Source organism: Mesorhizobium sp. P2_B11 (assembly GCF_056404855.1).
The window spans coordinates 956,920-982,526 of record NZ_JBFUDF010000003.1; the positions used below are offsets into that span (position 1 = coordinate 956,920).

Sequence of the window (25,607 nt, forward strand, 5' to 3'; positions counted from 1 at the left end):
CCGCGGGAGATTTTCGATGTCCGATCTCGACCTTTGCTACATGCCGGCCAGTGAGGCGTTGCGGCTGTTCAAGGCGAAGAAGCTTTCGCCTGTCGACCTGATGCAGGCCACCATCCGTCGCGCCGAGGCGACGAAAGCGACGATCAACTGCTTCACTTTCGAGCATTTCGACGAGGCGATGGCGCTCGCCAGAAAGGCCGAGGCGAAATACGCCAAGGGCGCCAGAACCGGCGCGCTCGAAGGCCTGCCGATCGGCATCAAGGATGAGAGCTACATCAAGGGCAAGCCGACCTCGCATGGGTCGCTGCTGTCGAAGGACGCCATTGGCGGCCATACCTCGACGATGAACGAGCGTGTCATGAAAGCGGGCGGCATCGTGCACGCCCGCACGGCGACGCCCGAATTCAGCTGCGCCGGCTATACCTGGTCAAAGCGTTGGGGGGTGACGCGCAACCCCTGGAATCCGGACTTTACGCCTGGCGGTTCGTCGGGCGGTTCGGCGGCGACGCTGGCCTCGGGCACGTCATCGATTGCCACCGGCTCGGACATTGCCGGCTCGATCCGCATCCCGGCCTCGGCCTGTGGCCTGGTCGGCTTCAAGCCGCCTTACGGCCGCAACCCCGACGAGCCGCCTTTCAACCTCGACTTCTATTGCCACACCGGGCCGCTCGCCCGAAACGTCGGCGATGCGATCCTGCTGCAGAACGTGATGGCCGGGCCGAGCCCGCTCGACATTGCCACGCTGCGCCCAAAACTGCGCCTGCCCAGCGACTACAAGCCGATCAAAGGCTGGATGATCGCCTTCTCTATGGATCTCGGCTCGTTCGAGGTCGACCCTGACGTGCGCAAAAATACGCTCGCCGCCTGCGATGTTTTTCGTTCGCTCGGCGCTACCGTCGAGGAAGTCGACCTCGGCTGGGGTGACGAGGTGCTGAAGGCCGGTATGGCCTACCTAGAACATCTGTTCGGCGCCTCGCTGGCGCCCCTGCTCGCCAAGCACGGCAAGGACATGACCAGCTATGCCAGGCAGTTTGCGCAGGATGGGCAGAAGTCGAAGGCGACGGATTTTGTCGCGACCCTGGAGGTGGCGGCCAGGATGTACCAGACGCTGGGACCGTTGCTGGAAAAATACGATGTGCTGATCTGCCCGACCAATGCGCTTCCCGCGGTGCCGGCGGAATTCGACCAGACCAAAGGCAAGGTCGAGATCAATGGAAGCCAAGTGAACCCGTCGCTGGGCTGGGTGATGACGACGCCGTTCAACATGCTGAGCCGCTGCCCGGTCCTGTCCGTGCCGTCGGGCCGCGCTGCCAATGGCGTGCCGACAGGCATCCAGATCGTTGGCCGCACCTATTGCGACGCCGATGTTTTCCGGGCGGGGATGGCCTATGAGACGGCTCAGGGTCAATGGTACATGAATGCCGGATCACGCCCGTCGCTCTGAGTCCGCAAAGGGGCGGGCGTGCCAAAGCAGCGGCGGGATGTTTTCGCCGGGGAAAGGCCTGACGACAATGGCGCAACGCAAAGCCACCGCTGAGGCGGGAAAAAGCAAGGCGACCAAGGGTGCGGCAAACGACGCCGCGCCCAAGGATCGCCGGCGCGAACGCGGCGAAGCGAGCATCCAGCGCATCATCGACGCCACCATCGAGCTCATTGCGGAGGAGGGCCTAGCCAGCGTCACCATGCAGCGCATCGCCGAGCATGTCGGATCGTCCAACGCGCTGGTGGTCTTTCATTTCCGCAGCAAGGAGAACCTGTTCCGGGCCGTCCTGCAGTATCTCAGCGATCAATATGACGCGCTGTGGATCACGCTGGTGCGCGCGCCCGGCCTGTCGCCTGTGGAACGGGCGCTGGGCGCGGTCGATTGCGCGCAGCGCTTTGCCCGACTGCATCCGAAATGGGTGTCGGTCTTCGTCGTGTTCTCCAGCGACCGCAAGAGCATGCAGATCTACAATGAAATCGGCCTGCCCAGCGATCTCGCCTACACCGCCGAAGCGCGCGATCTGCTGATCGAAATTGCCCGTGACGGCGGCTACACCGGCGTCGACATCGACACGCTGTCAGAGAGCCTGAACTATCTGGTGCACGGCGCCTGGTATTGGGATCATCTCAACCCGTCCAGCCGGGACACCGACGTGCTGCGCAAGACCATGCTGCTGCTGCTGCACCAGGCGTTTCCACGGCATTTTGAGTTGGGGTGAGAGGCGACTTAGCCAAGCGAAGGCCGGCGCACTATTTTCGGCCGAAGCTGCTCGATCCTCTTGAGTTGCAAATGAAACATGATACAATCTGAGGATGCAGTATACGCAACGCAAGGTTGCGCGATGGGGGCGGGCGAATGTGGCATTGGGCAATACTGCTGCTGCTGATTGGCGTGCCTGTTTTCTTCGCTGTCCGCTCGGCACGCAAACGCTCACGACCTCCGACATACCTTGAGGGATTTGGCGGCTGGCTGATGCTGCTGGCGATCAGTCAGTCACTGTCGCCGTTGCGTACACTTGTGGAGTTGAGCAGATCGGTCAAAGACTACCAGCAGCTCATCACCCTGCCTAATGGGCCTTTGGCGGTGTATGGCGAGGTGGCCCTCACTCTGGCCTTTCTGGTGCTGCAGTTGGTCGTGCTCGTTTCGATGCTGCGGCGAAGCCGCCACTTCCCCAAACTGTTCATATACCAATGGCTTTCGATCCCTGTCTTGTTCATCCTGCACACCGTTTGGATATCAAGAATACTCGGTATCCCGATAGACCGGCTCCTGGACGTCGATACATTGATATCGGCCCTGATAGCCGTCACCACCACGGGGCTTTGGGCCGCCTATGTCTACAGGTCTGTCAGGGTGAGAAACACGTTCAGTGGCGATACGGCAGCCATTCAGGCTGCGACGTTCTCCTAGACGGCCCGACGGTTGCGATCTGGCCGGATGTCGGTGCTGCCCGGCTGCGCCGAAACAAAACCGTCGGCGGTTCTCCTTCGCCAAGGCTTCGGAGGACACTCCTTCGTCTAACGAGCTTTGGATGGCCTGCCACCCGAAGCTCGAAGAGTGAAGGCTGGTGCCCCCGGACGGAATCGAACCGCCGACCTTCGGTTTACAAAACCGCTGCTCTACCAGCTGAGCTACAAGGGCACGGCGCTCCGGTTAGCATATTTGCCGCGCCAGTAAAGACAAAACTCCGTTTTCGATTGCTAATGGACCCGCCGGGGCGGCTGGCGCCGCCATGCTGAAAACCGCCAAGTCCTTTCCTACATATCATCGAGGTGCAATCGCCTGGTTAGGGGGCTCGCATGATCAGACTTGTCATCATTCTCCCGCTCGTCGTCATCGCCTGGTTTCTCGTGGTGAAGCTCATCAAGGACGTGAAGAGCGCCAACGTCGACTGGACCGGTATCGCCACCATCGTCGGGTTTATCGCTATGGCGTTCTGGCTGCGGCATGTCACGGGGATGGGGTAGGGAGCGAGTAGACCTCTCGTGGAAGGCGGCTTCGGCCGCCCTTTTTTGTTTTTTGTCGGCCGAGAAAAAATCTCAAAAACCCGTCGAACCTTTTTCTTCGCTGCAACGACAGATGATCAAGAGGCGGATGGATCGCCTCTAGCAACGAAACAAGGAGATCATCATGTTCACGCGCAAAATCGCTTCGGCCCTCATCGCCTCCACCGTCGCCGCCGCCTCGCTGGTCGGCACCGTGCAGCCTTCGGCCGCCCACAGCCATCACCACAACCGCGAAATCGGCATCGGCATCGCCGCCGGCGTTGGCGGCTTCGTGCTCGGCAGCCTGCTCAGCCAGCAGCCGCACACCGTCTATGTCGACGACGAGGGTGGCTCCTGGCACGTCCGCCGCTGCGCCAACCGCTACGCCAGCTACGATCCGTACTCCGACACCTATGTCGGCTATGACGGTTACCGCCACTATTGCCGCCTCTAACAGGTCGGTTTCAGGCAATGAAGAAGGGGCTCCACAGCCCCTTTTTCATTGTTCGCGCTAGAGCGTTTCACCGTTTCACGGAAACGGCGAACCGCTCTATCTCTTTGTTTTTACGCAATTCCCAAGGGAAAGCGCTTCACGCTTTTCCCGGGAAAACCGCGTACACTTTTCCTGGAATTGCTCTAGGATTTTTGCGTGTCGATCGGCAATCCTGCCGCGCGGCAGGCATCCGCAATCGCGCCTTGCTGCGTGTTGCCCATTGCGGCGAGTTCGAAGCTGTTGTCGCCGTCCGGGTAAATCTTGCCAAGGAAAGGCTCATAGTCGGCAGAGCCGCCGGCAGCATCGACAGAGCCGCATACCACGATTTCTTTGCGGCCGTTCATCGTGCGCTCGCCGGCAAGTATGGGTCCGAACCGCGCTGCCACCGGGTTTTTCAAATGCTGGCGCACGCCAATGGTGATGGTCTCCTCCAGGGCGAGCGAGACCGCAATCGGATCGGCGCGCTGGCTCGCGGCGGGTTCGGGTGGCGGCGGTGTCGTCGTCGCGCAACCGCAAAGGCAAGCGAGAAGCAAAAGCTGGATCGTTTTCCGCATGCTCGCCCTTTTGCATGCCTGCGAATGCCGCGGCAAGTCGGGCAACGTCCATGCGACCGGTGATGTACAGCGATTTTGCGAGAGTCTAATCTGTCACCCGAGCGCCAATTGAGGGAGGGGGCATTGGACGAGCAGGACCCGAAGGAAGATCTGGTCGAAACGGCTTTTCGCAACGGCACCGTCACCACCGTCGGGCTCCTGCTCGCCTTTTCGCTGGGTTTCATCACCCACTGGGCCGCCAATCCCATTCCGTGGCGGGCCTACCACCTGGTCGCGGTCGTGCCGATCCTGATCGGCATCGCCTTGCAGATGCGGGCGCTGGCCATATTGCTCGACATCGCGTCGCTGCAACGGCGCATTATTGAGCGCGCCAACCGCATCTTCATCACCGGTCTCATCTTCACCGCCTGCGGCGTCGGCGGGGCGATCCTGCTCGATTTCTTCGAGATTTCGGTGCGGAGCGCGGTGCCGGGCGCATGACGCCCAGAGACGAGGGCCGCTCTCTCGGATCGCTCGCAGCCTGAAAATTCGGCTGGTCAGCCCGACTTATGTCCGCCGATCATCTTGGTCACTTCCGCGGCGGCATCGCGCACCAGCGGCCCAATCTCGTCCAGCCGCTCCGGCGTTACCCGCACGGTCGGGCCGGACACCGAAACACCACCGATCGGTTCGCCGAATTCATTGAAGATGGCGGCGGCCACGCAGCGCATGCCCGGATGGCGTTCCTCGTCGTCGACCGACCAGCCGCGGTGCTTGATGACAGCGAGATCATGGGCGAGGGCCGAAATGTCGGACAGCGTCTTGTCGGTGAAGCGCTGCAGGCCCGATTTGCGCAGGATGGCGGCGACCCGTTCCGGCTCGAGCTGCGCCAGCACCGCCTTGCCGATGCCGGAGGCATGAAAGGAGCTGCGCGTGCCCGGACGGAAGAAGGCGCGTATCGCCTGATGTGTCTCGACCTGGCTGACGAAAACGACGCAATCGTCCTCGGCGACGCCGAGATTGGCGGTTTCGCCGGTCTTTTCCATCAATTCCTGCATGACCACGCGGGCGCGGTCGACCAGCTTGCGCCGGCGCAGGAAGGCCGCACCCATGCGGTAGGTCTCAACGCCGATCGACCACAGCTGGTCCGACGTATCGAATTCGACCATGCCGTGGTTCTGCAGCGTCGTCAGCATGCGGTAGGCGGTGGAGGCGGCAAGGCCGCTTTGCGCCGATATTTCGCTCAGCGACAGGCCGCTGCCTTCGGCAACGATGGCGAGGATGCGCAAGGCGCGGTCGAGCGACTGCACCGAACCGGCCTCGGCAGGTCCATTGAAGGCACGCGGCCGGCCGCGCTGGCGTTTTTCGCTGGTTTCCATGGCGGCATTGTCGCCGATTTCTCCACAAGCACAATGAAAAAGTTTTTCACTCATTTTTCCACTCGGATTGTGGAAAACGAAAAGCTCATTAAAATCAGCGAGTAGTGGCTGTTTTCTAGAAATGAAAAATTATTCTGAAAAAATTGAAAAATAGGCGGCGCGCTGGCATTGTCAGCCAACCAACAATCTTGCGGAGGCTGGACATGGCCAGGATGCGCGCTGTCGATGCAGCGGTTCTCGTTCTCGAAAAGGAAGGCATTTCCTGCGGCTTCGGCGTGCCGGGCGCCGCGATCAATCCGTTCTATTCGGCGCTGAAGGCGCGGGGCTCTATCCGCCACATCCTGGCGCGCCATGTCGAGGCGGCCTCGCATATGGCCGAAGGGTATACGCGGGCCAAGGCCGGCAATATCGGGCTCTGCATCGGTACTTCCGGCCCGGCCGGCACCGACATGATCACCGGGCTCTATTCGGCAGCCGCCGACTCCATCCCGATCCTGTGCATCACCGGGCAGGCGCCACGCGCGCGGCTGAACAAGGAAGATTTCCAGGCCGTCGACATCGCCGCTATCGCAGCCCCGGTCGCCAAGTGGGCGATCACCGTGATGGAGCCCTATCTGGTTCCGATGGCGCTGCAGAAGGCGTTTCACCTGATGCGCTCGTCGCGGCCGGGTCCGGTGCTGATTGACCTGCCGGTCGACGTGCAGCTGGCCGAGATCGAGTTCGACATCGACGCCTATGAGCCGCTCGTCCCGTTCAAGCCGGCCATGTCACGCGCCCAGGCCGAAAAGGCGCTGGCGATGCTTAACGCGGCGGACAAGCCGCTGATCGTCGCCGGCGGCGGCATCATCAATGCCGATGCCTCCGACCTGTTGATCGAATTCGCTGAGATTACCGGCGTGCCGGTCATCCCGACGCTGATGGGCTGGGGCGCGATCCCCGACGACCACCGGCTGATGGCCGGCATGTGCGGACTGCAAACCTCGCACCGCTACGGCAATGCGACCATGCTGGAGGCCGATTTTGTCTTCGGCATCGGCAATCGCTGGGCCAACCGCCACACCGGTTCGGTCGACGTCTACACCAAGGGGAAAAAATTCATCCATGTCGACATCGAGCCGACGCAGATCGGCCGTGTGTTCGCGCCGGATCTCGGCGTCGTCTCGGATGCCGGGGCCGCGCTGAAGATGCTGCTCGACGTCGCCACCGAATGGAAGACGGCGGGAAAGCTGCGCGACTGGTCGGGCTGGGCGAAGGAATGCCAGGCTCGCAAGAAGACAATGAAGCGCAAGACGCATTTCGAGCAGGTGCCGCTGAAGCCGCAGCGCGTCTATGAGGAGATGAACAAGGCGTTCGGCCGCGATACCACCTATGTCACCACAATCGGCCTGTCGCAGATCGCCGGCGCGCAGTTCCTGCATGTCTACAAGCCGCGCAACTGGATCAATTGCGGCCAGGCCGGCCCGCTCGGCTGGACGCTGCCGGCAGCGCTTGGCGTGCGCGCCGCCGATCCGGATCGCACCATCGTGGCGCTGTCGGGCGACTACGACTTCCAGTTCATGATCGAGGAACTGGCGGCCGGTGCGCAGCACAAATTGCCCTACATCCATGTCGTCGTGAACAACGCCTATCTCGGCCTGATCCGCCAGGCGCAGCGCGGTTTTTCGATGGATTTCGAGGTCAGCCTCGCCTTCGAGAACGTCAACCGGGCCAACGATCCGGAGGCCGGCTACGGCGTCGACCATGTCGCGGTCGCCGAAGCGATGGGCTGCAAGGCGGTGCGGGTGCGCAAGCCGGAAGAGTTCGCTGGCGCCTTCAAGGAAGCGCAGCGGTTGATGAAGGAACATCAGGTGCCGGTGGTGCTCGAATTCATCCTCGAGCGCGTCACCAACATTTCCATGGGCACGGAAATCGACAAGATCACTGAATTCGAAGACCTTGCCGAAAGCCATGAGGATGCGCCGACGGCCATCGTGATGCTCGACTAGGCCTGGCGGAGAGAAGGAGAAACAGAATGCCGCGGTTTTCAGCCAATCTGTCGATGCTCTTTGGCGAGCACGACTTCCTCGACCGTTTTGACGCGGCCGCCCGGGCGGGCTTCAAGGGCGTCGAATATATCGGCCCGTACGACCATGCGCCGGAGGTAGTTGCCGCGCGATTGAAGAAGAATGGCCTGACACAGGTGCTGTTCAACCTGCCGGTCGGCGACTGGGGCAAAGGTGAGCGCGGCATTGCCGTTTTGCCCGACCGCGTGCCGGAGTTTCGGCAAGGCATCGCCAAGGCGATTTCTTACGCCCACGCGCTTGGTTGCGAACAGGTCAATTGTCTTGCCGGCATCGCCCCGCAAGGTGTGGATCGCTCGGTGCTGGAAAACACCTTTGCCGAGAACCTGGCGTTTGCGGCGGAGAAGCTGGAGCAGGCCGGCATCCGGCTTTTGATCGAGCCGATCAACACGCGCGATATTCCCGGCTTCTTCCTGAATTACTCCGACCAGGCGCTGGCGATGATCGACCGTGTCGGCTCGAAGAACCTGTTCCTGCAATACGACATTTATCACATGCAGATCATGGAGGGGGATCTCGCCCGTACCATCGAGGCAAACCTTGGCCGCATCGCGCATATCCAGCTTGCGGACAATCCCGGCCGTCACGAGCCGGGGACGGGCGAGATCAATTATCCCTTCCTCTACGAGCACATCGACCGGATTGGTTATTCCGGCTGGGTCGGGGCGGAATACACGCCGAAGGCGGGGACTGAACAAGGGCTGGGGTGGTTCCGGGAGCTTAACGGGCAGGGGAGCGCGGCGGCTTAGCTGTTGCAATTGAAGCCGCGATCCTTCGCGCCCCCCTCTGGCCTGCCGGTCATCTCCCCCACGAGGGGGAGATCAGCTGTCGTTCCGGCTTTCGCCAATCCCCAACGTTGCAGGATGAGCGAGGCGCCGAAACTGCTAGTCTCCCCACCTGTGGGGGAGATGGCCGGCAGGCCAGAGGGGGCGCGAAGGATCGCGACCTAACAAATTACGGAGAACCAAAATGGAAACCATCGGCTTCATCGGCCTCGGCATCATGGGCGCGCCGATGGCGGGGCATCTGCTCGATGCCGGCTACACCGTCGTCGCCAGCGACCATCGCTCGAAACCATCGGCCGATCTCATCGCCAAGGGGCTGAAGACCGTCACCGGCCATGCCGCCGTGGCGAAGGCGGCTGACATCATCATCACGATGGTGCCTGACACGCCTCAAGTCGCAGAGGTTCTGTTCGGTGACAATGGCGTTGCCGCCGGTCTCGGCAAGGGCAAGCTGGTCATCGATATGAGTTCGATCTCGCCGATAGAGACCAAGGTGTTCGCCAAAAAGATCAACGATCTCGGCTGCGACTATCTCGATGCGCCGGTGTCGGGTGGCGAGGTCGGCGCCAAGGCCGCGTCGCTGACCATCATGGTCGGCGGTGAGGAGAAATCCTTCGAGCGCGCAAAACCAGTGTTCGAAAAGATGGGCAAGAACATCACGCTTGTCGGGCCGAACGGCGTCGGCCAGACCACCAAGGTCGCCAATCAGATCGTCGTCGCGCTAACCATCGAAGCGGTCGCCGAAGCGCTGATCTTTGCCGCAAAAGCCGGCGCCGATCCGGCCAAGGTCAGGCAGGCGCTGATGGGCGGGCTGGCGGCCTCGCGCATCCTCGAAGTGCATGGCGAGCGCATGGTCAAGCGCACCTTCGCGCCAGGCTTCCGCATCGAACTGCACCAGAAGGATCTCAACCTGGCGCTGGAAGGCGCCAAGGCGCTCGGTGTTTCGCTGCCCAATACCTCGACCACGCAGCAGCTGTTCAACTCCTGCGCGGCCAATGGTGGGGCGAAAGAGGACCACTCGGCACTGGTTCGCGCGCTGGAGCGGATGGCCAATTTCGAGGTCGGCAGCCAAGCAACCGAAGCCAAGGGCAAAGCAGCATAGGTCGGGAGAAGGCGGCGCAACGTTCCCAAGCCGCCAACTCTTGCCTGCCAAGAACGGGCTCCTGCGTCGATCGCGGGAGCTCGTTTTGGCGTTTCAGCCGAGCTCGCCGACTTCGGGCCGGCTCAGCATGGCCGTTTCGGGTATTCTAGTCCGAGAGCGCCTGGATAGGTCGGCCGTGCTCGGTTGCGTACCCAATGAGATCGGCCAAACGGCTTAGAAAGCGTCTGGATTCTTCAGAAACTCCTGGAGTCTGCTGAAGAGCTGCAACCTCGGCGCTTAGGGACGGAAAGGACTCGATCGGAACTGTCGCGTCTTCATAGAAATCCTTGAACCGCAGAATGAATTCAAACGCATTCTGGCTCGCGAGCGACACGATTTCATGATGCGCGTCTGGACCTATCGGGACATACCGATCGATACGTCCGTTTGGATCAAGCACAGCAAAATCCAATGGCATCACTGAGCCCTATTTGCTGCGCGTGAACCACCGTTGTGCCGCATAAAGGCTCACCGCCGCCGCGTTCGACACATTGAGCGAACGAATCGCGCCGGGCATGTCGAGGCGGGCAAGCGTCGTCACCGTCTCGCGCGTCTTCTGGCGCAAGCCCTTGCCTTCGGCGCCGAGCACCAGCGCGATCTTTTCGCCTGAAAAACTCGTTTCGAGTTCCGCCGGGCCGTCCGAATCGAGGCCGATGGTCTGGAAGCCGGCTTCATGCAGCTGTCCCAGCGCGTCGGCCAGGTTCTTCACCTCGATCTGGTCGATATGCTCCAGCGCGCCGGAGGCCGATTTTGCCAGCACGCCGGATTCCTGCGGGCTGTGGCGGGCCGTGGTGATCAGTGCGCCGGCGCCGAAGGCGACCGAGGAACGCAGGATGGCGCCGACATTGTGCGGATCGGTGACCTGATCGAGCACCAGCACCAATTTTGTGTCGCCAAGCGCGTCGAGGCGTTTCGGCTTCAGCGGCTCGGCCTCGATCAGCACGCCCTGGTGGACGGCGTCCGAACCGGTGATCTTGTCAATTTCCTTTGGCTCGACCAGTTCCGCCTTGAACGGCAAGGCGGCAAGGTCAGCGATCGCCAGCCGCTCGGCGGCGTTGCGCGTCACCAGCATCTTTTTGATCCTGCGCCGGGGGTTGTCTAGCGCGGCCCGCACCGTGTGCAGGCCATAAAGTCGCACCAACCCATCAGCGGCATTCTCACCCGGCGGCACCGGCTGGCGCGGCCGAAAGGCAGGCGCGCCGCCGGCCTTCTCGTCGCGGTGCGCGCGGCGCAGCTTGGCATAATGGGTGTCTTTGGCGGTCTTGGGATTGTTGTCATTGCTCATGGCCGGCTTCTATAGCCGTGTCGCAAGGGCATGGATACAGGCAGAAAGCCGGCTTGCCGGGCGGGCTGTCAAAATCAACGCATTTTGCCTTACGGTGCGGTTGACACCCAGTAGCCTTGCCGCCATAAGGCGCTTCGCTGATTTCGGACAAAACCTTGGTTTCGACCTGATCGGCGAGAATGCCTCGTTGCAAGGCTTCGACGGCAGGCTGGAGAGGTGCCCGAGTGGTTAAAGGGGACGGACTGTAAATCCGTTAGCTTAGCTTACGTTGGTTCGAATCCAACCCTCTCCACCACTGCCAGCCCGCGGAGCTTGAAACGACGCGGGTATAGCTCAGTGGTAGAGCAGCAGCCTTCCAAGCTGAATATGCGGGTTCGATTCCCGCTACCCGCTCCAAATATCTCTTTGAAATCGCTAATAAAATCATCATTCTGAAAATGCGCCGTGTCACTGCTGTGTCACGACCTCACCTCCACAATCCGCATCAGATTTCAGCGAATATCTCGATGACGTTGCCGTCGGGATCGCGGAAGAACACCGTCCTGTGGCCCCACTCCTGGTCGGTGAGCGGCAGAACCGGCTGTACGCCCTTGGCCCGAAGGGCATCAATGCAAGCCACCACCATCTGCGGTGCGACCCGAAAGGCCAGCTGCAGCGACAGCGCGTCCTGTTGCTGCGGCGTGTCGTTGAACATCAGGCCGAGGCTGGTCAATGCCAGCGTGTTGGAGCCGACCCGGTATTCGATCCATTTTTCACCGAGCTCGCGCTGCTGCGGAAACTCCATCACATCCCCGTAGAAGTGCCGCATGGCGGCCATGTCGCGGGCGAAGATGACGGTGTAGTCGATCTGACGGATCTCGTTCAGTGCGTTCATTGGTGGGTGTCCCTTTGTTGCGATCGCCCGCAAGCTAGCTTTCCTTTAAAGGGGTACAAGACTATAGCTTATACTGGTATTGAAGGTGACAGCATGACGGACACCCGCCACTACGAGCTTGCCCGCTTCCTGCGCGAGCGACGGGACCGCTTGCCGCGGCTCGCAGGCGCCAATGGTCGCCGCCGGGCACCGGGCCTTCGCCGTGAAGAAGTCGCCGCCGAAGCGGGGATCAGCACCACCTGGTACACCTGGCTCGAGCAGGGGCGGGAGGTGAACGCATCGCCGCATGTGCTTCGCTCGCTGGCGCGGGTGCTGAAGCTGAGCCGGTCCGAGCAAGCCTATCTGTTCCAGCTGGCGCGGCCCGATCTCGACTGGCGCAACCGCCTCGGCGAACAAGGCCTGCCCAGCGCGCCGCTTCTCAGCCTGCTCGAAGGGCTGGCGCCGCACCCGGCCTACATCGTCAATCGCTACTGGCAGGTCGTTGCCTGGAACCATCCGGCAACGGTGCTGCTCGGGAATTTCGAGACGGACGACGAATGGTCGGGCAGCCTGATCGCCAAGCTGTTTCTCGACGCGGAGTGGCGGCAGCGCTTTGTCGACCGGCCGGAGGTGTCGCGCTCGGCCGTCGCACAGTTCCGGCTCGCGACCGTGGCCATGACCCGCGATCCGGTGCTGGCGGCACTCGTTTCATCACTGGAGGCGGCAAGCGAGGCGTTTGCCGCCTGCTGGAACCGCCGTGATATCGCCGAACCACCGATCTGGCGGAAATCCATCCGGCACCCTGTCGCCGGTGAGATGGCGTTCGATTTCGCGACGCTGCAGCCGGGCGGTCGCGACAGCGATTTTTCGGTTTCCGTCTACACGCCGGTCGATGCGTCGACCGCTGAAAGATTTTCGGCGCTGCTGAAAACAACGCCCGACAACCGCAAGACGGTGCCGGGCGTGTTTGCGCATGGTGCTGGCGCAGAAGTCTAGTTGTTGAACGCCGAGGCGACCTGATGCTGCTGCGGCACCTGGCCGTTCGGCGTCAGCTTGTCGACAATGCCGGGCAGCGCGGTGGACAACTGCTTGAGCAGTTCCTGCTCGTCCAGGCCGGTCCTTTGTGCAATCTCGCGAATGACCTGCGGGCCGATCGCCCTGCCAAGATCATTGGCATTGATCGGCTGGTTCTGCCCGGTGCCGACCCAGGAGTCGGCGACATTGCCGTGGCCGGCATCCTTCAACTTGTCGAGCAGGCCGCCCAGCCCGCCGAGGAGGCCGCCGTCGCCGGAGGCGGTGGTTCCGGTGGGGGCGGGCGCTTGAGGTTGTGCGGGTTCGTCCGGCTGTTCGGCACTTCTGCCGCTCAGCATCTTCCCGACCAGCAGCGCGCCGAGCGCGATCATCAGCGGTTTGGTGATGTTGCCGCCGGGTACGGCGTTGTCAAAGAGTCCCATAGGTCAATCCTCCATTGCGACCAAGCCCTGTCCCATTGGCTAGAATGGAGCGCGCGGGCCGAATTTCAAGTTGGCTTGAGCTTTTGACAATCATGTGACCATGATCGGCCGGCGAGGGAATGGAGAGGAAAAATGGGCATCATCAGCTGGATCATCCTCGGCGTCATCGCCGGCTTTATCGGCAGCAAGATCGTCAACAAGACCGGCCAGGGCCTGATCATGGATATCGTGCTCGGCATTGTCGGCGCCATTGTCGGCGGGCTGATCTTCAGCGCCTTTGGCGCGACGGGCGTGACCGGCCTCAACATCTGGAGCCTGATCGTCGCCGTCATCGGCGCGGTGGTCGTGCTGTGGGCCTATCACCAGATCAGCGGCAAGCGGACGCTTTAAGGCCGTTTGCTGGCTGCCACTGACGGTCGTCGTTAGGATTATGCGACGACGGTCAGCCTGCGTTTGCGTTCATCCAGCGACACGATGGTCAGTCCGCTCGCCACCACCAGCAGAATGCCACACACCGCCAGCGCATTCGGGAACTGTCCGAATACTAGCACGCCGGAAATGACCGCCCAGACGGTGAAGCAGTAGTAGAACGGCGCCACGACGCCGGTCGGGCCGACGCGATAGGCCATGAAGATGAAGAAATGGCCGAAGATCAGGAAAAACCCGGCGCCGGCCATCAACAGCAGGTGACGGGCTTCCGGCATCACCCAGCGCTCGGAAACGAGATGCGCCGCCCCCGCGCCGATCAGCACCACCACGACAGCGGAAATGGCGACGATCATGCCCGGAACCTCGGCTGGGACACGTCTGCCGGCGAGATCGCGCGCGGCCGACAGCGCGGCATTGCCGAGCGCCAACAAGGCATAGACCGAGATGCCTTCCATGGTCGGCTGCGCCACCATGACGGCGCCGACGAAGCCGACCCCGATCAGCGCCATGCGCACGCCGCCAATCCGCTCGCCAAACAGGATCGAGGAGCCGACCAGCATCAGGAGCGGGGTGATCTGCCCGAGCGCGGTCGAGTCGGCGATCTGCATGTTGGCCAGCGCCACCACGTAGCAAAGGATCGCCGCCAGCTCGAGCAGGTTGCGGCGCAGCACTTTGCCGTCGAAGATCAGCGGGATCTGCTTGCCGTAACCCAGCAGGAACAGCAGCGGCATGCCCCACAGCGTGGCCGCGATCCCGCGCAGGAACAGCACTTCATAGGAGGGCAAGCCGCCGGTGGCGAGCTTCATCATCGTGTCGTTGACGAGATACGACCCCGTCGAAACGATCATGAACAGCGGGCCGCGTATGGATGTGGGGATGAAATGCATCGGACGAGCAAATCAGACCGGCGCCGCAGCGGCAATGGGCCACGCGCGGGCCGCCGAACCGGCAGGCAAGGGCCAGAGAGTGCGCGGTGTTTGTGAGCGCATATCGAAGCCGGCTGCCCCATTTCATTTCCCGTAGGGCGTTCCTATATCAGCGCCATATCCCCGCAATCGGATCATCGGTTCGGACCGAGTGGACAGCGCACCCGGCCACAAGGCACTTGTGTTTTTCGGCCGTAGTCGCTAATCGCCCCGCATTCGACTGAACTGAAGGTCAAGGCCGTCCAAGGAAAGAGACTATGGCAAAAGGTAAATTCGAGCGCACTAAGCCTCATGTGAACATCGGCACGATTGGTCACGTCGACCATGGCAAGACGTCGCTGACGGCGGCGATCACGAAGTATTTTGGCGAATACAAGCGCTATGACCAGATCGATGCGGCGCCGGAAGAGAAGGCCCGCGGCATCACCATTTCGACCGCGCACGTCGAATACGAGACGGCCAACCGCCACTACGCCCACGTCGATTGCCCCGGCCACGCCGACTATGTGAAGAACATGATCACCGGTGCCGCGCAGATGGACGGCGCGATCCTGGTCGTGTCGGCCGCCGACGGCCCGATGCCGCAGACCCGCGAGCACATCCTGCTTGCCCGTCAGGTCGGCGTGCCGTCGATCGTGGTGTTCCTCAACAAGGTCGACCAGGTCGACGACGCCGAACTGCTCGAACTGGTCGAGCTCGAGGTTCGCGAGCTTCTGTCGAAGAACGAGTTCCCCGGCGACGACATTCCGATCGTCAAGGGCTCGGCGCTTGCTGCGCTTGAAGATTCGAACAAGACCATCGGTGAAGACGCGATCCGCGAGCTGATGGCTCAGGTCGAYGCCTACATCCCGACGCCGGTTCGTCCGCTGGACAAGCCGTTCCTGATGCCGATCGAAGACGTGTTCTCGATCTCGGGTCGTGGCACKGTCGTGACCGGCCGCGTCGAGCGTGGCGTGGTCAAGGTCGGCGAGGAACTGGARATCATCGGCATCCGTCCGACGACCAAGACGACCTGCACGGGCGTTGAAATGTTCCGCAAGYTGCTCGATCAGGGCCAGGCTGGCGACAACATCGGCGCGCTGCTGCGCGGCGTTGATCGTGAAGGTGTCGAGCGCGGCCAGGTTCTGGCCAAGCCSGGTACGGTGAAGCCGCACAAGAAGTTCGTGGCCGAAGCCTACATCCTGACCAAGGACGAAGGTGGCCGTCACACGCCGTTCTTCACCAACTACCGTCCGCAGTTCTACTTCCGCACGACCGACGTGACCGGCATCGTGTCGCTGCCGGAAGGSACCGAGATGGTGATGCCCGGCGACAACATCACGGTCGATGTCGAGCTGATCGTGCCGATCGCCATGGAAGAGAAGCTGCGCTTCGCCATCCGTGAAGGCGGCCGCACCGTCGGTGCCGGCATCGTCGTCACCATCAAAGAATAATTAGACTTAAACCGATCTGTCGCGGGCGCGGAGTTGCCCGCGCCGCGCCAGAACAAGGAAGTGACGCATGAACGGACAGAATATCCGCATCCGCCTGAAGGCGTTTGATCACCGCGTGCTCGACGCCTCGACGAAAGAAATCGTGTCGACGGCCAAGCGCACCGGAGCAAACGTTCGCGGCCCCATTCCGCTGCCGACGCGGATCGAAAAGTTCACGGTCAACCGGTCGCCTCACGTCGACAAGAAGAGCCGCGAGCAGTTCGAGATGCGCACGCACAAGCGTCTGCTCGACATCGTCGATCCGACCCCGCAGACCGTCGATGCTTTGATGAAGCTCGATCTGGCCGCCGGCGTCGACGTCGAGATCAAGCTCTAAGGGAATGAGAGCGCGGTAAGGGGCGGTGCCCCTGGCCCGGAACTCTAAAGGAATTGAACCGATGCGTTCAGGTGTGATTGCAAAGAAGGTGGGAATGACCCGCATCTATAATGATGCCGGGGAACATGTTCCCGTCACCGTTCTCCAGATGGAGAACTGCCAGGTCGTGGCTCAGCGCACGCAGGAGAAGAATGGCTACACCGCCGTTCAGCTCGGCGTTGGCCTTGCCAAGGTGAAGAACACGTCGAAGGCGATGCGCGGCCATTTCGCGACCGCTTCCGTCGAGCCGAAGGCGAAGGTCGCCGAGTTCCGCGTCTCCGCCGACAACATGATCGATGTCGGCGCCGAGATCACCGTCGAGCACTTCGTCGCCGGCCAGAAGGTCGATGTGACGGGCACGACGATCGGCAAGGGTTTCCAGGGCGTCATCAAGCGCCACCACATGGGTGGTGGCCGCGCGACGCACGGTAACTCGGTTTCGCACCGTACGCACGGTTCGACCGGCCAGCGTCAGGACCCGGGCAAAGTGTTCAAGGGCAAGCATATGGCTGGCCACATGGGCGACACCCGCGTCACCACACAGAATGTCGAGATCGTTTCGACCGACGCCGATCGCGGCCTGATCCTGATCCGCGGTGCGGTTCCCGGATCGAAGGGCGCCTGGATCCTGGTCCGCGACGCGGCCAAGGTGGCACTGCCGGCCAATGCGCCGAAGCCCGCCGCGATCCGCGCCGTTGCGAAGAACGAGGCTCCGGCCGCAGAGGGAGCAGAATAATGGATCTCAAGATCACAACGCTTGGCGGCAAGGACGCCGGCAAGGTGAAACTCTCCGAGGAGATTTTCGGCCTTGATCCGCGCGAGGACATCCTGCAGCGCGTCGTGCGCTGGCAGCTGGCCAAGCGCCAGCAGGGCACGCACAAGGCCAAGGGCCGCGCCGAAATCGCGCGCACCGGCGCCAAGATGTACAAGCAGAAGGGTACGGGCCGCGCCCGTCACCATTCGGCACGCGCTCCGCAGTTCCGCGGCGGCGGCAAGGCCCACGGCCCGGTCGTTCGCAGCCACGAGCACGATCTGCCGAAGAAGGTGCGCGCTCTCGGCTTGCGTCATGCTCTCTCGGCCAAGGCCAAGAGCGCGTCGATCATCATCATCGACGAGCTGAAGCTGACCGAGGCCAAGACGAAGGCGCTGATCGCGAATTTCGCGACGCTGGGCCTGACCAATGCTTTGGTGATCGGCGGAGCCGAGCTTGACCAGAACTTCAAGCTGGCGGCGACCAACATCCCGAACATCGACGTGCTGCCCATCCAGGGCATCAACGTCTACGACATTCTTCGCCGCGGCACGCTGGTCCTTTCGAAGGCCGCCGTCGAGGCTCTCGAGGAGCGCTTTAAATGACCGACCTTCGTCATTACGACGTGATCGTCTCGCCGGCGATCACCGAAAAGTCGACCATGGCTTCCGAGAACAACCAGGTTGTTTTCAACGTCGCCAAGAAGGCGTCGAAGCCGGAAATCAAGGCCGCTGTCGAAGCGCTGTTTGGCGTCAAGGTTACGGCCGTGAACACGCTTGTCCGCAAGGGCAAGATCAAGCGCTTCCGCGGCACGATCGGCCGCCAGAGCGACGTCAAGAAGGCGATCGTGACGCTGGCCGACGGCCAGTCGATCGACGTCGCGACGGGTCTCTGAGCTAGGCCGCGAGGACAGGACAATGGCACTTAAAAAATTCAACCCGGTAACGCCGAGCACCCGCCAGCTGGTCATCGTCGACCGCTCGGGCCTTTACAAGGGCAAGCCCGTCAAGGGCCTGACCGAAGGCCTGACCAAGTCGGGCGGCCGCAACAATCACGGCCGCATCACGGCCCGCTTCATCGGCGGCGGTCACAAGCGTTCGTACCGCATCATCGACTTCAAGCGCCGCAAGTTCGACGTCGTCGGCACGGTCGAGCGCATTGAATACGATCCGAACCGCACCGCTTTCATCGCGCTGATCAAGTACGACGATGGCGAGCTGTCCTACATCATCGCTCCTCAGCGCCTCGCTGCCGGCGACAAGATCGTGGCCGGTGAAGCGGTCGACGTTAAGCCGGGCAATGCGATGCCACTGGCCTCGATGCCGGTCGGCACGATCGTCCACAACATCGAGCTGAAGCCGGGCAAGGGCGCCCAGGTTGCCCGCTCGGCCGGTGGCTACGGCCAGCTGGTCGGTCGCGACCAGGGCATGGCGATCCTGCGCCTCAACTCGGGCGAGCAGCGTGTCGTTCACGGCTCCTGCATGGCCACTGTCGGCGCCGTGTCGAACCCCGACCACGGCAACATCAACGACGGCAAGGCCGGCCGCACGGTCTGGCGCGGCAAGCGCCCGCACAATCGCGGCGTGACCATGAACCCGGTCGACCATCCGCATGGCGGTGGTGAAGGCCGCACCTCCGGTGGCCGTCATCCGGTCAGCCCGTGGGGCAAGCCGACCAAGGGCAAGAAGACGCGGTCCAACAAGGCGACCGACAAGTTCATCCTGCGCTCGCGCCATCAGCGCAAGAGCTAAGAAGAGGTAACGCCAAGTGACTCGTTCTATTTGGAAAGGCCCCTTCATCGACGGCTACCTTCTCAAGAAGGTGGACAAGGTTCGTGAAGGTGGTCGCAATGAGGTGATCAAGATGTGGAGCCGTCGCTCCACCATCCTGCCGCAGTTCGTCGGCTTCACCTTCGGTGTCTACAACGGCCAGAAGCATGTTCCCGTCTCGGTGAACGAGGACATGGTCGGTCACAAGTTCGGTGAATTCGCTCCGACCCGGACCTATTACGGTCACGGCGCGGATAAGAAGGCGAAGAGGAAATAATCATGGGCAAGGCCAAAGCTCCGCGCAGGCTTGCTGATAACGAAGCGCGCGCCGTTCTGCGCACGATCCGTATCAGCCCGCAGAAGCTGAACCTGGTTGCCGCGCTGATCCGCGGCAAGAAGGTCGCGACAGCGCTTTCCGACCTCGAATTCTCGGCCAAGCGGATTTCCGGCACGGTCAAGAAGACGCTGGAATCGGCGATCGCCAACGCGGAAAACAACCACGACCTCGATGTCGATGCGCTGATCGTGGCGGAAGCCTATGTCGGCAAGTCGATCGTCATGAAGCGCTTCCATGCTCGTGGCCGCGGTCGCGCCAGCCGTATCGAAAAGCCGTTCTCGCACCTCACGATCGTCGTTCGTGAAGTCGAAGAAAAAGGGGAGGCCGCATAATGGGCCAGAAAGTCAATCCGATCGGTCTGCGCCTCGGCATCAACCGCACCTGGGATTCGCGCTGGTTCGCGAACACCGGCGAGTACGGCAAGCTGCTGCATGAGGACATCAAGATCCGCAAGTATCTTGAGAAGGAACTCAAGCAGGCTGCGATCTCCAAGGTCGTGATCGAGCGTCCGCACAAGAAGTGCCGCGTCACCATTCATGCGGCGCGTCCGGGTCTGATCATCGGCAAGAAGGGCGCCGACATCGAGAAGCTTCGCAAGAAGCTGATGGAGATGACGAAGTCCGAGACGCACCTCAACATCGTTGAAGTGCGCAAGCCGGAAATCGACGCGACCCTGGTCGCCCAGTCGATCGCCCAGCAGCTCGAGCGTCGTATCGCGTTCCGCCGCGCCATGAAGCGTGCCGTTCAGTCGGCGATGCGCCTCGGTGCCGAAGGCATCCGCATCAACTGCGCCGGCCGTCTCGGCGGCGCCGAGATCGCGCGCATGGAATGGTACCGCGAAGGCCGCGTGCCGCTGCATACGCTGCGCGCCGATGTCGACTACGGCACGGCCGAAGCGAACACGGCTTACGGCATCTGCGGCGTCAAGGTCTGGGTGTTCAAGGGCGAAATCCTCGAGCACGATCCGATGGCTTCGGAGCGTCGCGCGACCGAGGGTGATGCTGCGCATGGCGGTGGTGGTGATCGCGAACGCGGTCGTCGTCGCGAAAACGCCTGATTATTTAGGAATTTGGAGTTAGAACGATGCTGCAGCCAAAGCGCACAAAGTTCCGCAAGCAGTTCAAGGGCCGTATCCATGGTACCGCAAAGGGCGGCACCAACCTGGATTTCGGTGGTTTCGGGCTGAAGGCGCTTGAGCCGAACCGCGTCACCGCGCGTGAGATCGAGGCGGCCCGCCGCGCGATCACTCGTGAGATGAAGCGTGCCGGCCGCGTGTGGATCCGTATTTTCCCTGACGTGCCGGTGACGTCGAAGCCTACTGAAGTGCGCATGGGTAAGGGCAAGGGCGCTGTCGATTACTGGGCGGCGCGCGTCAAGCCGGGCCGCATCATGTTCGAGATCGACGGCGTCAACGAAGAAACCGCCCGTGAGGCGCTGCGTCTCGGCGCGGCCAAGCTCTCGGTCAGGACGCGCTTCGTACAGCGCATCGCAGAATAAGGACGGGCTGATCATGAAAGCCGAAGACATCCGGACCAAGACCCAGGACCAGCTGACCGACGATCTGGCCAGCCTGAAGAAGGAGCAGTTCAACCTGCGCTTCCAGAAGGCCACCGGCCAGCTCGAGAAGACCGCGCGCGTGAGACAGGTCCGCAAGGACATCGCGCGTATCAAGACCATCGCTGCGGAAAAGTCCGCGGCCAAGAAGGCTTAAGGACGAAAACCATGCCAAAGCGCATTCTGCAGGGCACTGTCGTCAGCGACAAGAACGAGAAGACGGTAGTCGTCAAGGTCGAACGGCGCTTCACGCATCCCGTGATGAAGAAGACCGTGCGCATGACCAAGAAGTACAAGGCGCACGACGAGAACAACGCCCACAAGGTCGGCGACGAGGTGTTCATCCAGGAATCGAAGCCGATTTCCAAGGATAAGCGCTGGATCGTCGTGTCTTCGGACCAAGCCTGACCACTGGGCGTAAACAACGAATTTTGGACAGACCGGGGAGGGGCTTCGAGCCCGTCCCGTTAGAAAAGAAGAAGGCGGCCAGTCATGATTCAGATGCAAACAAACCTCGACGTCGCGGATAATTCCGGCGCGCGTCGTGTCATGTGCATCAAGGTGCTGGGCGGCTCGAAGCGGAAATACGCTTCCGTGGGCGACATCATCGTGGTGTCCATCAAGGAAGCCATTCCGCGCGGCCGCGTTAAGAAGGGCGATGTGATGAAGGCGGTCGTGGTTCGCACGGCCAAGGACATCCGCCGCCCGGACGGCAGCGTGATCCGTTTCGACAAGAACGCGGCCGTTCTCGTCGACAACAAGAAAGAGCCGATCGGCACGCGTATCTTCGGACCGGTTCCGCGCGAACTCCGCGCCAAGAACCACATGAAGATCATCTCGCTCGCGCCTGAAGTGCTGTAAGGAGCCGGACCAATGCAAAAGATTAGAAAAGGCGACAAGGTCGTCGTGCTGGCCGGCAAGGACAAGGGCCGTTCGGGCGAAGTCCTCTCGGTTCAGCCGAAGGAAGACACCGCGCTGGTGCGCGGCGTCAACATGATCCGCCGTCACCAGAAGCAGTCCCAGTCCCAAGAGGGCGGGATCATCACCAAGGAAGCGCCGATCCAGCTGTCGAACATCGCGCTGGCCGACCCCAAGGATGGCAAGCCGACCCGCGTCGGTTTCATCTTCCAGAAGGACGGCAAGAAGGTGCGCGTCGCCAAGCGCTCGGGAGAAGTCATCAATGGCTAAGGCTCAAACCACGAAGCCCAAGGCTGAAAGCAAACAGTCCAAGGCCAATAACACGCCGCGCCTCAAGCAGGTCTACAACGAGACCATCCGCAAGGCGTTGCAGGAGCAGTTCGGCTACGACAACGAGATGCAGGTTCCGCGCATCGACAAGATCGTGCTGAACATGGGCGTCGGCGAAGCGACCGCGGATTCGAAGAAGCCTTCGATCGCGGCCGAAGACCTGGCGATGATCGCCGGCCAGAAGGCCGTCGTCACCCGCGCTCGCAACTCCATCGCCGGCTTCAAGGTCCGCGAGAAGATGCCGATCGGCGCCAAGGTCACGCTGCGCAAGGAACGCATGTACGAGTTCCTCGACCGCCTCGTGAACATCGCACTGCCGCGCGTCCGCGACTTTCGCGGACTGAATCCGAAGAGCTTCGATGGCCGTGGCAACTACGCCATGGGCATCAAGGAACACATCGTGTTCCCGGAGATCAACTACGACAAGGTTGATCAGATCTGGGGCATGGACGTCATCGTTTGTACGACTGCGAAGACGGACGACGAAGCCAGGGCATTGCTCAAGGCCTTCAACTTCCCCTTCCGCCAGTAACGGCAGCGAGAAAAGGAAAAATCTGAAATGGCAAAGACCAGCTCAGTCGAGAAGAACAACAGGCGCCGCAAGCTTGCAGACCAGTACGGTCCCAAGCGCGCTGCGCTGAAGGCGATCATCATGGACCAGTCCAAGCCGATGGAGGAGCGCTTCCGCGCTCAGCTGAAGCTGGCTGCCCTGCCGCGCAACTCGGCCAAGATCCGCATCCGCAACCGCTGCGAAGTGACGGGGCGCCCGCGCGCGTACTATCGCAAGCTCAAAGTATCGCGCATCGCGCTTCGTGATCTCGGCAATAACGGCCAGATCCCGGGCCTGGTCAAGTCGAGCTGGTAAGGAGGACATAACATGTCATTGAGCGATCCTCTCGGCGATATGCTGACCCGCATCCGCAACGCGTATGGCCGCAAGAAGTCGAGCGTTTCGACGCCGGCCTCGCGCCTGCGTACCCGCGTCCTCGACGTGCTGAAGGCTGAAGGCTATATCCGCGACTACAGCCAGACCGACTTCGACAACGGCAAGTCCGAGATCGAAATCGAGCTGAAGTATTTCGACGGTGCTCCGGTCGTGCGCGAAATCGCCCGAGTCTCGAAGCCTGGCCGCCGCGTTTACGTCTCGGCCAAGTCGATCCCGCACGTCGCTAACGGCCTCGGCATCGCCATCCTTTCGACGCCGAAGGGCGTGATGGCCGATCACGAAGCACGCGAACAGAATGTCGGCGGCGAAATCCTCTGCCAGATTTTCTAATTCGGCAGCGTGATCCCGAAAAGTGGAATCCGGTTTTCGGGCAAGATCACGCTCGAAACAGAGACCTGAAACAAGAGAAGTGACGAGGACAAACAAATGTCTCGTATTGGTAAGAAACCCGTTTCGCTGCCGCAGGGCGTGACCGCGACCGTCAACGGCCAGACCGTGACGGCGAAGGGCCCCAAGGGCGAGCTGAAGTTCGTGGTGAACGACGAAGTGCTGGTCAAGATGGAAGGCAGCGAGATCGCTGTCCAGCCGCGCGATCAGACCAAGACCGCCCGCTCCAAGTGGGGCATGTCGCGCACGCAGATCGTCAACATCCTGCAGGGCGTCAAGGACGGTTTTGAGAAGAAGCTCGAGATCACCGGCGTTGGTTATCGCGCCGCCCTTCAGGGCAAGAACCTGCAGTTGGCTCTTGGCTTCAGCCATGACGTCGTTTACGAGACGCCGGCTGGCATCACGATCACTGTGCCGAAGCCGACGGAAATCACCGTGACCGGCATCGACAAGCAGCAGGTCGGCCAGGTTGCCGCCGAGATCCGCGAGTATCGCGGTCCCGAGCCTTACAAGGGCAAGGGTGTCCGCTATGCCGGCGAGAAGATCGTCCGCAAGGAAGGCAAGAAGAAGTAAGTGGGCCTGGCCCTGAAAAGTTGCAGACTTTTCGGAAGGGGCCAGACCAACGAAGTGTAACGCCGCGGGGAGCGGTCGCGGGAGGCGCTTTCGCCTACCGCATATGGCGGCCCCCGTTTTTGAAGGCAAGGAAGACCACCATGGCTAACAAAGAATCCATCCAGCGCCGCGCGCAGCGCGTTCGTCGCCAGATCAAGAGGGTCGCCGGCGAGCGTCCACGTCTGTCGGTCCACCGCACGTCGAAGAACATCTACGTGCAGGTCATCGACGACGCCAAAGGCCACACCATCGTCGCCGCTTCGACGCTCGAGAAGGACCTCAAGGGTTCGCTCAAGACCGGCGCCGACACCGCGGCTGCTGCCGCGATCGGCAAGCTGATCGCCGAGCGGGCCACCAAGGCCGGCGTCAAGGAAGTCGTCTTCGACCGCGGCGCCTACATCTATCACGGCCGCGTCAAGGCGCTGGCCGAGGCTGCCCGTGAAGGTGGCTTGAGCTTCTAATTTCGCCCCCGGCGACCGTTTCCCGATTATTCGGGGCGAGGCGCCGGATCTTATCAGCAACCGTGCTTCCGGAAAAAAACAAGGAACAGGATATGGCACAGGAACGTAGGGATGGCGGCCGCGGCCGCGATCGTGAAGAGCGCGATGACGGCATGGTGGACAAGCTCGTCCACATCAACCGCGTCGCCAAGGTCGTCAAGGGCGGCCGTCGCTTCGGTTTTGCAGCACTCGTCGTCGTCGGCGACCAGAAGGGCCGCGTTGGCTTCGGTCACGGCAAGGCGCGCGAAGTGCCGGAAGCCATCCGCAAGGCAACCGAATCGGCAAAGCGCGACATGATCTTCGTGCCGCTGCGCTCGGGCCGCACGCTGCACCACGACGTCGAGGGACGTTGGGGCGCTGGCCGCGTGCTGCTGCGCGCTGCCAAGCAGGGTACCGGCATCATCGCCGGCGGCCCGATGCGCGCTGTCTTCGAGACGCTCGGCATGCATGACGTGGTCGCCAAGTCGATGGGTTCGTCGAACCCCTACAACATGGTTCGCGCCACGTTCGACGCGCTGAAGAGCCAGATGCATCCCAAGGATGTGGCTGCTGCGCGCGGCATCAAGTATTCGACCCTTCAGGCCCGCCGCGGCACCGCCGTTGCGGCTGAAGAATAGTCGATCTGACCAGGGATTTTGACCATGGCCAAGAAAGCAACCAAGACCATCACCGTTGAGCAGATCGGTTCGCCGATCCGCCGCCCGAAGGAACAGCGCGCAACGCTGGTCGGCCTCGGCCTCAACAAGATGCACAAGCAGCGCACGTTGGAGGATACTCCCTCGGTGCGCGGCATGATCGCTGCCGTCCAGCATCTCGTCCGCGTCGTGGACGAGGGCTGAGCAAAAGCGC

38 protein-coding genes and 3 tRNA genes are annotated in these 25,607 nt (G+C 61.9%); 34 read left to right on the plus strand and 7 right to left on the minus strand.

The genetic code is table 11. The features are described 5' to 3' along the window. Positions 1-16: 16 nt before the first annotated feature. The 3 genes from AC1DYJ_RS13250 (at position 17) to AC1DYJ_RS13260 (ending at position 2,893) form a co-directional block, all read left to right on the plus strand. Positions 17-1,444: an amidase gene (locus tag AC1DYJ_RS13250; RefSeq protein ID WP_477281436.1), complete on the plus strand. Its 1,428-nt coding sequence runs from the start codon at positions 17-19 to the stop codon at positions 1,442-1,444. Positions 1,445-1,511: 67 nt separating this feature from the next. Next, complete coding sequence (locus AC1DYJ_RS13255; protein WP_477281438.1) at positions 1,512-2,201, plus strand: TetR/AcrR family transcriptional regulator; 690 nt, start codon at positions 1,512-1,514, stop codon at positions 2,199-2,201. A gap of 137 nt (positions 2,202-2,338) precedes the next feature. Next, entirely contained in the window at positions 2,339-2,893 is a 555-nt protein-coding gene (locus AC1DYJ_RS13260) for a DUF2569 family protein (RefSeq protein ID WP_477281440.1), read from the plus strand. A 155-nt stretch (positions 2,894-3,048) separates the two neighbouring features. On the opposite strand, the gene AC1DYJ_RS13265 is transcribed toward AC1DYJ_RS13260, so the two are convergent. Further along, positions 3,049-3,124 (minus strand) — tRNA-Thr (locus AC1DYJ_RS13265). A 158-nt stretch (positions 3,125-3,282) separates the two neighbouring features. Here AC1DYJ_RS13265 and AC1DYJ_RS13270 point away from each other — a divergent pair. After that, positions 3,283-3,450 carry a hypothetical protein gene (locus AC1DYJ_RS13270; protein WP_477281442.1) on the plus strand — a complete coding sequence of 56 codons (168 nt, stop codon included), beginning with the start codon at positions 3,283-3,285 and terminating at the stop codon, positions 3,448-3,450. A 163-nt stretch (positions 3,451-3,613) separates the two neighbouring features. Then, entirely contained in the window at positions 3,614-3,922 is a 309-nt protein-coding gene (locus AC1DYJ_RS13275) for a BA14K family protein (protein WP_477281443.1), read from the plus strand. A gap of 182 nt (positions 3,923-4,104) precedes the next feature. Here AC1DYJ_RS13275 and AC1DYJ_RS13280 read toward each other — a convergent pair whose 3' ends face one another. Beyond that, positions 4,105-4,515 (minus strand): hypothetical protein, encoded by a 411-nt coding sequence (locus AC1DYJ_RS13280; RefSeq protein WP_477281445.1) that lies wholly within the window; start codon positions 4,513-4,515, stop codon positions 4,105-4,107. A 123-nt stretch (positions 4,516-4,638) separates the two neighbouring features. On the opposite strand from AC1DYJ_RS13280, the gene AC1DYJ_RS13285 reads away from it, so the two are divergent. After that, complete coding sequence (locus AC1DYJ_RS13285) at positions 4,639-4,995, plus strand: hypothetical protein (RefSeq protein ID WP_477281447.1); 357 nt, start codon at positions 4,639-4,641, stop codon at positions 4,993-4,995. 56 nt (positions 4,996-5,051) lie between these two features. On the opposite strand, the gene bhcR is transcribed toward AC1DYJ_RS13285, so the two are convergent. After that, positions 5,052-5,873, minus strand: coding sequence for an HTH-type transcriptional regulator BhcR (bhcR, locus tag AC1DYJ_RS13290; RefSeq protein ID WP_477281749.1), 822 nt, complete (start codon positions 5,871-5,873; stop codon positions 5,052-5,054). A gap of 203 nt (positions 5,874-6,076) precedes the next feature. On the opposite strand from bhcR, the gene gcl reads away from it, so the two are divergent. From gcl to AC1DYJ_RS13305, 3 genes are all read left to right on the plus strand, one after another. Then, positions 6,077-7,858, plus strand: a complete 1,782-nt coding sequence (gcl, locus tag AC1DYJ_RS13295; RefSeq protein WP_477281449.1) for a glyoxylate carboligase — start codon at positions 6,077-6,079, stop codon at positions 7,856-7,858. 26 nt (positions 7,859-7,884) lie between these two features. Next, a complete protein-coding gene (otnI, locus tag AC1DYJ_RS13300) occupies positions 7,885-8,682 on the plus strand; it encodes a 2-oxo-tetronate isomerase (protein WP_477281451.1) in 798 nt (265 codons plus the stop codon). Positions 8,683-8,830: 148 nt separating this feature from the next. After that, positions 8,831-9,820: a 2-hydroxy-3-oxopropionate reductase gene (locus AC1DYJ_RS13305; protein ID WP_477281751.1), complete on the plus strand. Its 990-nt coding sequence runs from the start codon at positions 8,831-8,833 to the stop codon at positions 9,818-9,820. 466 nt (positions 9,821-10,286) lie between these two features. Here AC1DYJ_RS13305 and AC1DYJ_RS13310 read toward each other — a convergent pair whose 3' ends face one another. Beyond that, complete coding sequence (locus AC1DYJ_RS13310; RefSeq protein ID WP_477281453.1) at positions 10,287-11,144, minus strand: TrmH family RNA methyltransferase; 858 nt, start codon at positions 11,142-11,144, stop codon at positions 10,287-10,289. 210 nt (positions 11,145-11,354) lie between these two features. On the opposite strand from AC1DYJ_RS13310, the gene AC1DYJ_RS13315 reads away from it, so the two are divergent. Further along, positions 11,355-11,439: transfer RNA gene (locus tag AC1DYJ_RS13315), tRNA-Tyr, on the plus strand. A gap of 27 nt (positions 11,440-11,466) precedes the next feature. Beyond that, positions 11,467-11,540 (plus strand) — tRNA-Gly (locus AC1DYJ_RS13320). An 88-nt stretch (positions 11,541-11,628) separates the two neighbouring features. Here AC1DYJ_RS13320 and AC1DYJ_RS13325 read toward each other — a convergent pair. After that, positions 11,629-12,018: a VOC family protein gene (locus tag AC1DYJ_RS13325; protein WP_477281455.1), complete on the minus strand. Its 390-nt coding sequence runs from the start codon at positions 12,016-12,018 to the stop codon at positions 11,629-11,631. A 93-nt stretch (positions 12,019-12,111) separates the two neighbouring features. Here AC1DYJ_RS13325 and AC1DYJ_RS13330 point away from each other — a divergent pair, with 93 nt between their 5' ends. Next, the gene (locus tag AC1DYJ_RS13330; RefSeq protein ID WP_477281457.1) at positions 12,112-12,993 is read left to right on the plus strand and encodes a helix-turn-helix transcriptional regulator; all 882 of its coding nucleotides are present in this window, start codon (positions 12,112-12,114) and stop codon (positions 12,991-12,993) included. On the opposite strand, the gene AC1DYJ_RS13335 is transcribed toward AC1DYJ_RS13330, so the two are convergent. Further along, positions 12,990-13,451: a YidB family protein gene (locus tag AC1DYJ_RS13335; RefSeq protein ID WP_477281459.1), complete on the minus strand. Its 462-nt coding sequence runs from the start codon at positions 13,449-13,451 to the stop codon at positions 12,990-12,992. The two genes, AC1DYJ_RS13330 and AC1DYJ_RS13335, sit on opposite strands and share 4 nt — an antisense overlap. Positions 13,452-13,583: 132 nt before the next feature. Here AC1DYJ_RS13335 and AC1DYJ_RS13340 point away from each other — a divergent pair, with 132 nt between their 5' ends. Continuing rightward, complete coding sequence (locus AC1DYJ_RS13340) at positions 13,584-13,841, plus strand: GlsB/YeaQ/YmgE family stress response membrane protein (RefSeq protein ID WP_477281461.1); 258 nt, start codon at positions 13,584-13,586, stop codon at positions 13,839-13,841. A 38-nt stretch (positions 13,842-13,879) separates the two neighbouring features. On the opposite strand, the gene AC1DYJ_RS13345 is transcribed toward AC1DYJ_RS13340, so the two are convergent. Further along, the gene (locus tag AC1DYJ_RS13345) at positions 13,880-14,767 is read right to left on the minus strand and encodes a DMT family transporter (protein ID WP_477281463.1); all 888 of its coding nucleotides are present in this window, start codon (positions 14,765-14,767) and stop codon (positions 13,880-13,882) included. Between the two features lie 296 nt (positions 14,768-15,063). Here AC1DYJ_RS13345 and tuf point away from each other — a divergent pair, with 296 nt between their 5' ends. The 21 genes from tuf to rpmD all read left to right on the plus strand — a co-directional run bounded on the left by tuf (position 15,064) and on the right by rpmD (position 25,597). Continuing rightward, positions 15,064-16,239, plus strand: a complete 1,176-nt coding sequence (gene tuf, locus AC1DYJ_RS13350; protein WP_013895701.1) for an elongation factor Tu — start codon at positions 15,064-15,066, stop codon at positions 16,237-16,239. Positions 16,240-16,306: 67 nt separating this feature from the next. Then, on the plus strand, positions 16,307-16,615 hold the full coding sequence (rpsJ, locus tag AC1DYJ_RS13355; RefSeq protein ID WP_010909272.1) for a 30S ribosomal protein S10: 309 nt from the start codon (positions 16,307-16,309) through the stop codon (positions 16,613-16,615). Positions 16,616-16,676: 61 nt separating this feature from the next. After that, complete coding sequence (gene rplC, locus AC1DYJ_RS13360) at positions 16,677-17,390, plus strand: 50S ribosomal protein L3 (RefSeq protein ID WP_112395064.1); 714 nt, start codon at positions 16,677-16,679, stop codon at positions 17,388-17,390. Beyond that, entirely contained in the window at positions 17,390-18,010 is a 621-nt protein-coding gene (rplD, locus tag AC1DYJ_RS13365; protein WP_023672750.1) for a 50S ribosomal protein L4, read from the plus strand. Before rplC ends, rplD begins: the two co-directional genes overlap by 1 nt. Beyond that, positions 18,007-18,300 carry a 50S ribosomal protein L23 gene (locus AC1DYJ_RS13370; RefSeq protein ID WP_023672751.1) on the plus strand — a complete coding sequence of 98 codons (294 nt, stop codon included), beginning with the start codon at positions 18,007-18,009 and terminating at the stop codon, positions 18,298-18,300. The genes rplD and AC1DYJ_RS13370 overlap by 4 nt, the downstream gene beginning before the upstream one ends. Before the next feature lie 22 nt (positions 18,301-18,322). Then, positions 18,323-19,156 (plus strand): 50S ribosomal protein L2, encoded by an 834-nt coding sequence (gene rplB, locus AC1DYJ_RS13375; RefSeq protein ID WP_112618131.1) that lies wholly within the window; start codon positions 18,323-18,325, stop codon positions 19,154-19,156. 16 nt (positions 19,157-19,172) lie between these two features. Next, the gene (gene rpsS, locus AC1DYJ_RS13380; protein WP_006205463.1) at positions 19,173-19,451 is read left to right on the plus strand and encodes a 30S ribosomal protein S19; all 279 of its coding nucleotides are present in this window, start codon (positions 19,173-19,175) and stop codon (positions 19,449-19,451) included. 2 nt (positions 19,452-19,453) lie between these two features. After that, positions 19,454-19,843, plus strand: coding sequence for a 50S ribosomal protein L22 (gene rplV / locus AC1DYJ_RS13385; protein WP_006205462.1), 390 nt, complete (start codon positions 19,454-19,456; stop codon positions 19,841-19,843). Then, the gene (rpsC, locus tag AC1DYJ_RS13390) at positions 19,843-20,568 is read left to right on the plus strand and encodes a 30S ribosomal protein S3 (RefSeq protein ID WP_013895697.1); all 726 of its coding nucleotides are present in this window, start codon (positions 19,843-19,845) and stop codon (positions 20,566-20,568) included. The genes rplV and rpsC overlap by 1 nt, the downstream gene beginning before the upstream one ends. Positions 20,569-20,594: 26 nt before the next feature. After that, a complete protein-coding gene (gene rplP / locus AC1DYJ_RS13395; RefSeq protein ID WP_006205460.1) occupies positions 20,595-21,008 on the plus strand; it encodes a 50S ribosomal protein L16 in 414 nt (137 codons plus the stop codon). Positions 21,009-21,021: 13 nt separating this feature from the next. Beyond that, positions 21,022-21,222 carry a 50S ribosomal protein L29 gene (rpmC, locus tag AC1DYJ_RS13400; RefSeq protein WP_006205459.1) on the plus strand — a complete coding sequence of 67 codons (201 nt, stop codon included), beginning with the start codon at positions 21,022-21,024 and terminating at the stop codon, positions 21,220-21,222. Between the two features lie 11 nt (positions 21,223-21,233). Beyond that, complete coding sequence (gene rpsQ / locus AC1DYJ_RS13405) at positions 21,234-21,473, plus strand: 30S ribosomal protein S17 (protein WP_296747247.1); 240 nt, start codon at positions 21,234-21,236, stop codon at positions 21,471-21,473. An 84-nt stretch (positions 21,474-21,557) separates the two neighbouring features. Beyond that, complete coding sequence (gene rplN / locus AC1DYJ_RS13410) at positions 21,558-21,926, plus strand: 50S ribosomal protein L14 (RefSeq protein ID WP_006205457.1); 369 nt, start codon at positions 21,558-21,560, stop codon at positions 21,924-21,926. A gap of 12 nt (positions 21,927-21,938) precedes the next feature. Further along, a complete protein-coding gene (rplX, locus tag AC1DYJ_RS13415) occupies positions 21,939-22,253 on the plus strand; it encodes a 50S ribosomal protein L24 (RefSeq protein WP_013531428.1) in 315 nt (104 codons plus the stop codon). Beyond that, positions 22,246-22,845 carry a 50S ribosomal protein L5 gene (rplE, locus tag AC1DYJ_RS13420; RefSeq protein WP_477281467.1) on the plus strand — a complete coding sequence of 200 codons (600 nt, stop codon included), beginning with the start codon at positions 22,246-22,248 and terminating at the stop codon, positions 22,843-22,845. Before rplX ends, rplE begins: the two co-directional genes overlap by 8 nt. 27 nt (positions 22,846-22,872) lie before the next feature. After that, on the plus strand, positions 22,873-23,178 hold the full coding sequence (gene rpsN / locus AC1DYJ_RS13425) for a 30S ribosomal protein S14 (RefSeq protein ID WP_010909282.1): 306 nt from the start codon (positions 22,873-22,875) through the stop codon (positions 23,176-23,178). A 12-nt stretch (positions 23,179-23,190) separates the two neighbouring features. After that, positions 23,191-23,589 carry a 30S ribosomal protein S8 gene (gene rpsH, locus AC1DYJ_RS13430; RefSeq protein ID WP_006205453.1) on the plus strand — a complete coding sequence of 133 codons (399 nt, stop codon included), beginning with the start codon at positions 23,191-23,193 and terminating at the stop codon, positions 23,587-23,589. Positions 23,590-23,685: 96 nt separating this feature from the next. Next, positions 23,686-24,219 (plus strand): 50S ribosomal protein L6, encoded by a 534-nt coding sequence (gene rplF / locus AC1DYJ_RS13435; RefSeq protein WP_023682603.1) that lies wholly within the window; start codon positions 23,686-23,688, stop codon positions 24,217-24,219. A gap of 140 nt (positions 24,220-24,359) precedes the next feature. Further along, positions 24,360-24,719: a 50S ribosomal protein L18 gene (rplR, locus tag AC1DYJ_RS13440; protein WP_477281469.1), complete on the plus strand. Its 360-nt coding sequence runs from the start codon at positions 24,360-24,362 to the stop codon at positions 24,717-24,719. A gap of 92 nt (positions 24,720-24,811) precedes the next feature. Then, positions 24,812-25,375 carry a 30S ribosomal protein S5 gene (gene rpsE, locus AC1DYJ_RS13445; RefSeq protein WP_006333394.1) on the plus strand — a complete coding sequence of 188 codons (564 nt, stop codon included), beginning with the start codon at positions 24,812-24,814 and terminating at the stop codon, positions 25,373-25,375. A gap of 24 nt (positions 25,376-25,399) precedes the next feature. Continuing rightward, the gene (gene rpmD, locus AC1DYJ_RS13450; protein WP_006205449.1) at positions 25,400-25,597 is read left to right on the plus strand and encodes a 50S ribosomal protein L30; all 198 of its coding nucleotides are present in this window, start codon (positions 25,400-25,402) and stop codon (positions 25,595-25,597) included. Positions 25,598-25,607 lie beyond the last annotated feature (10 nt).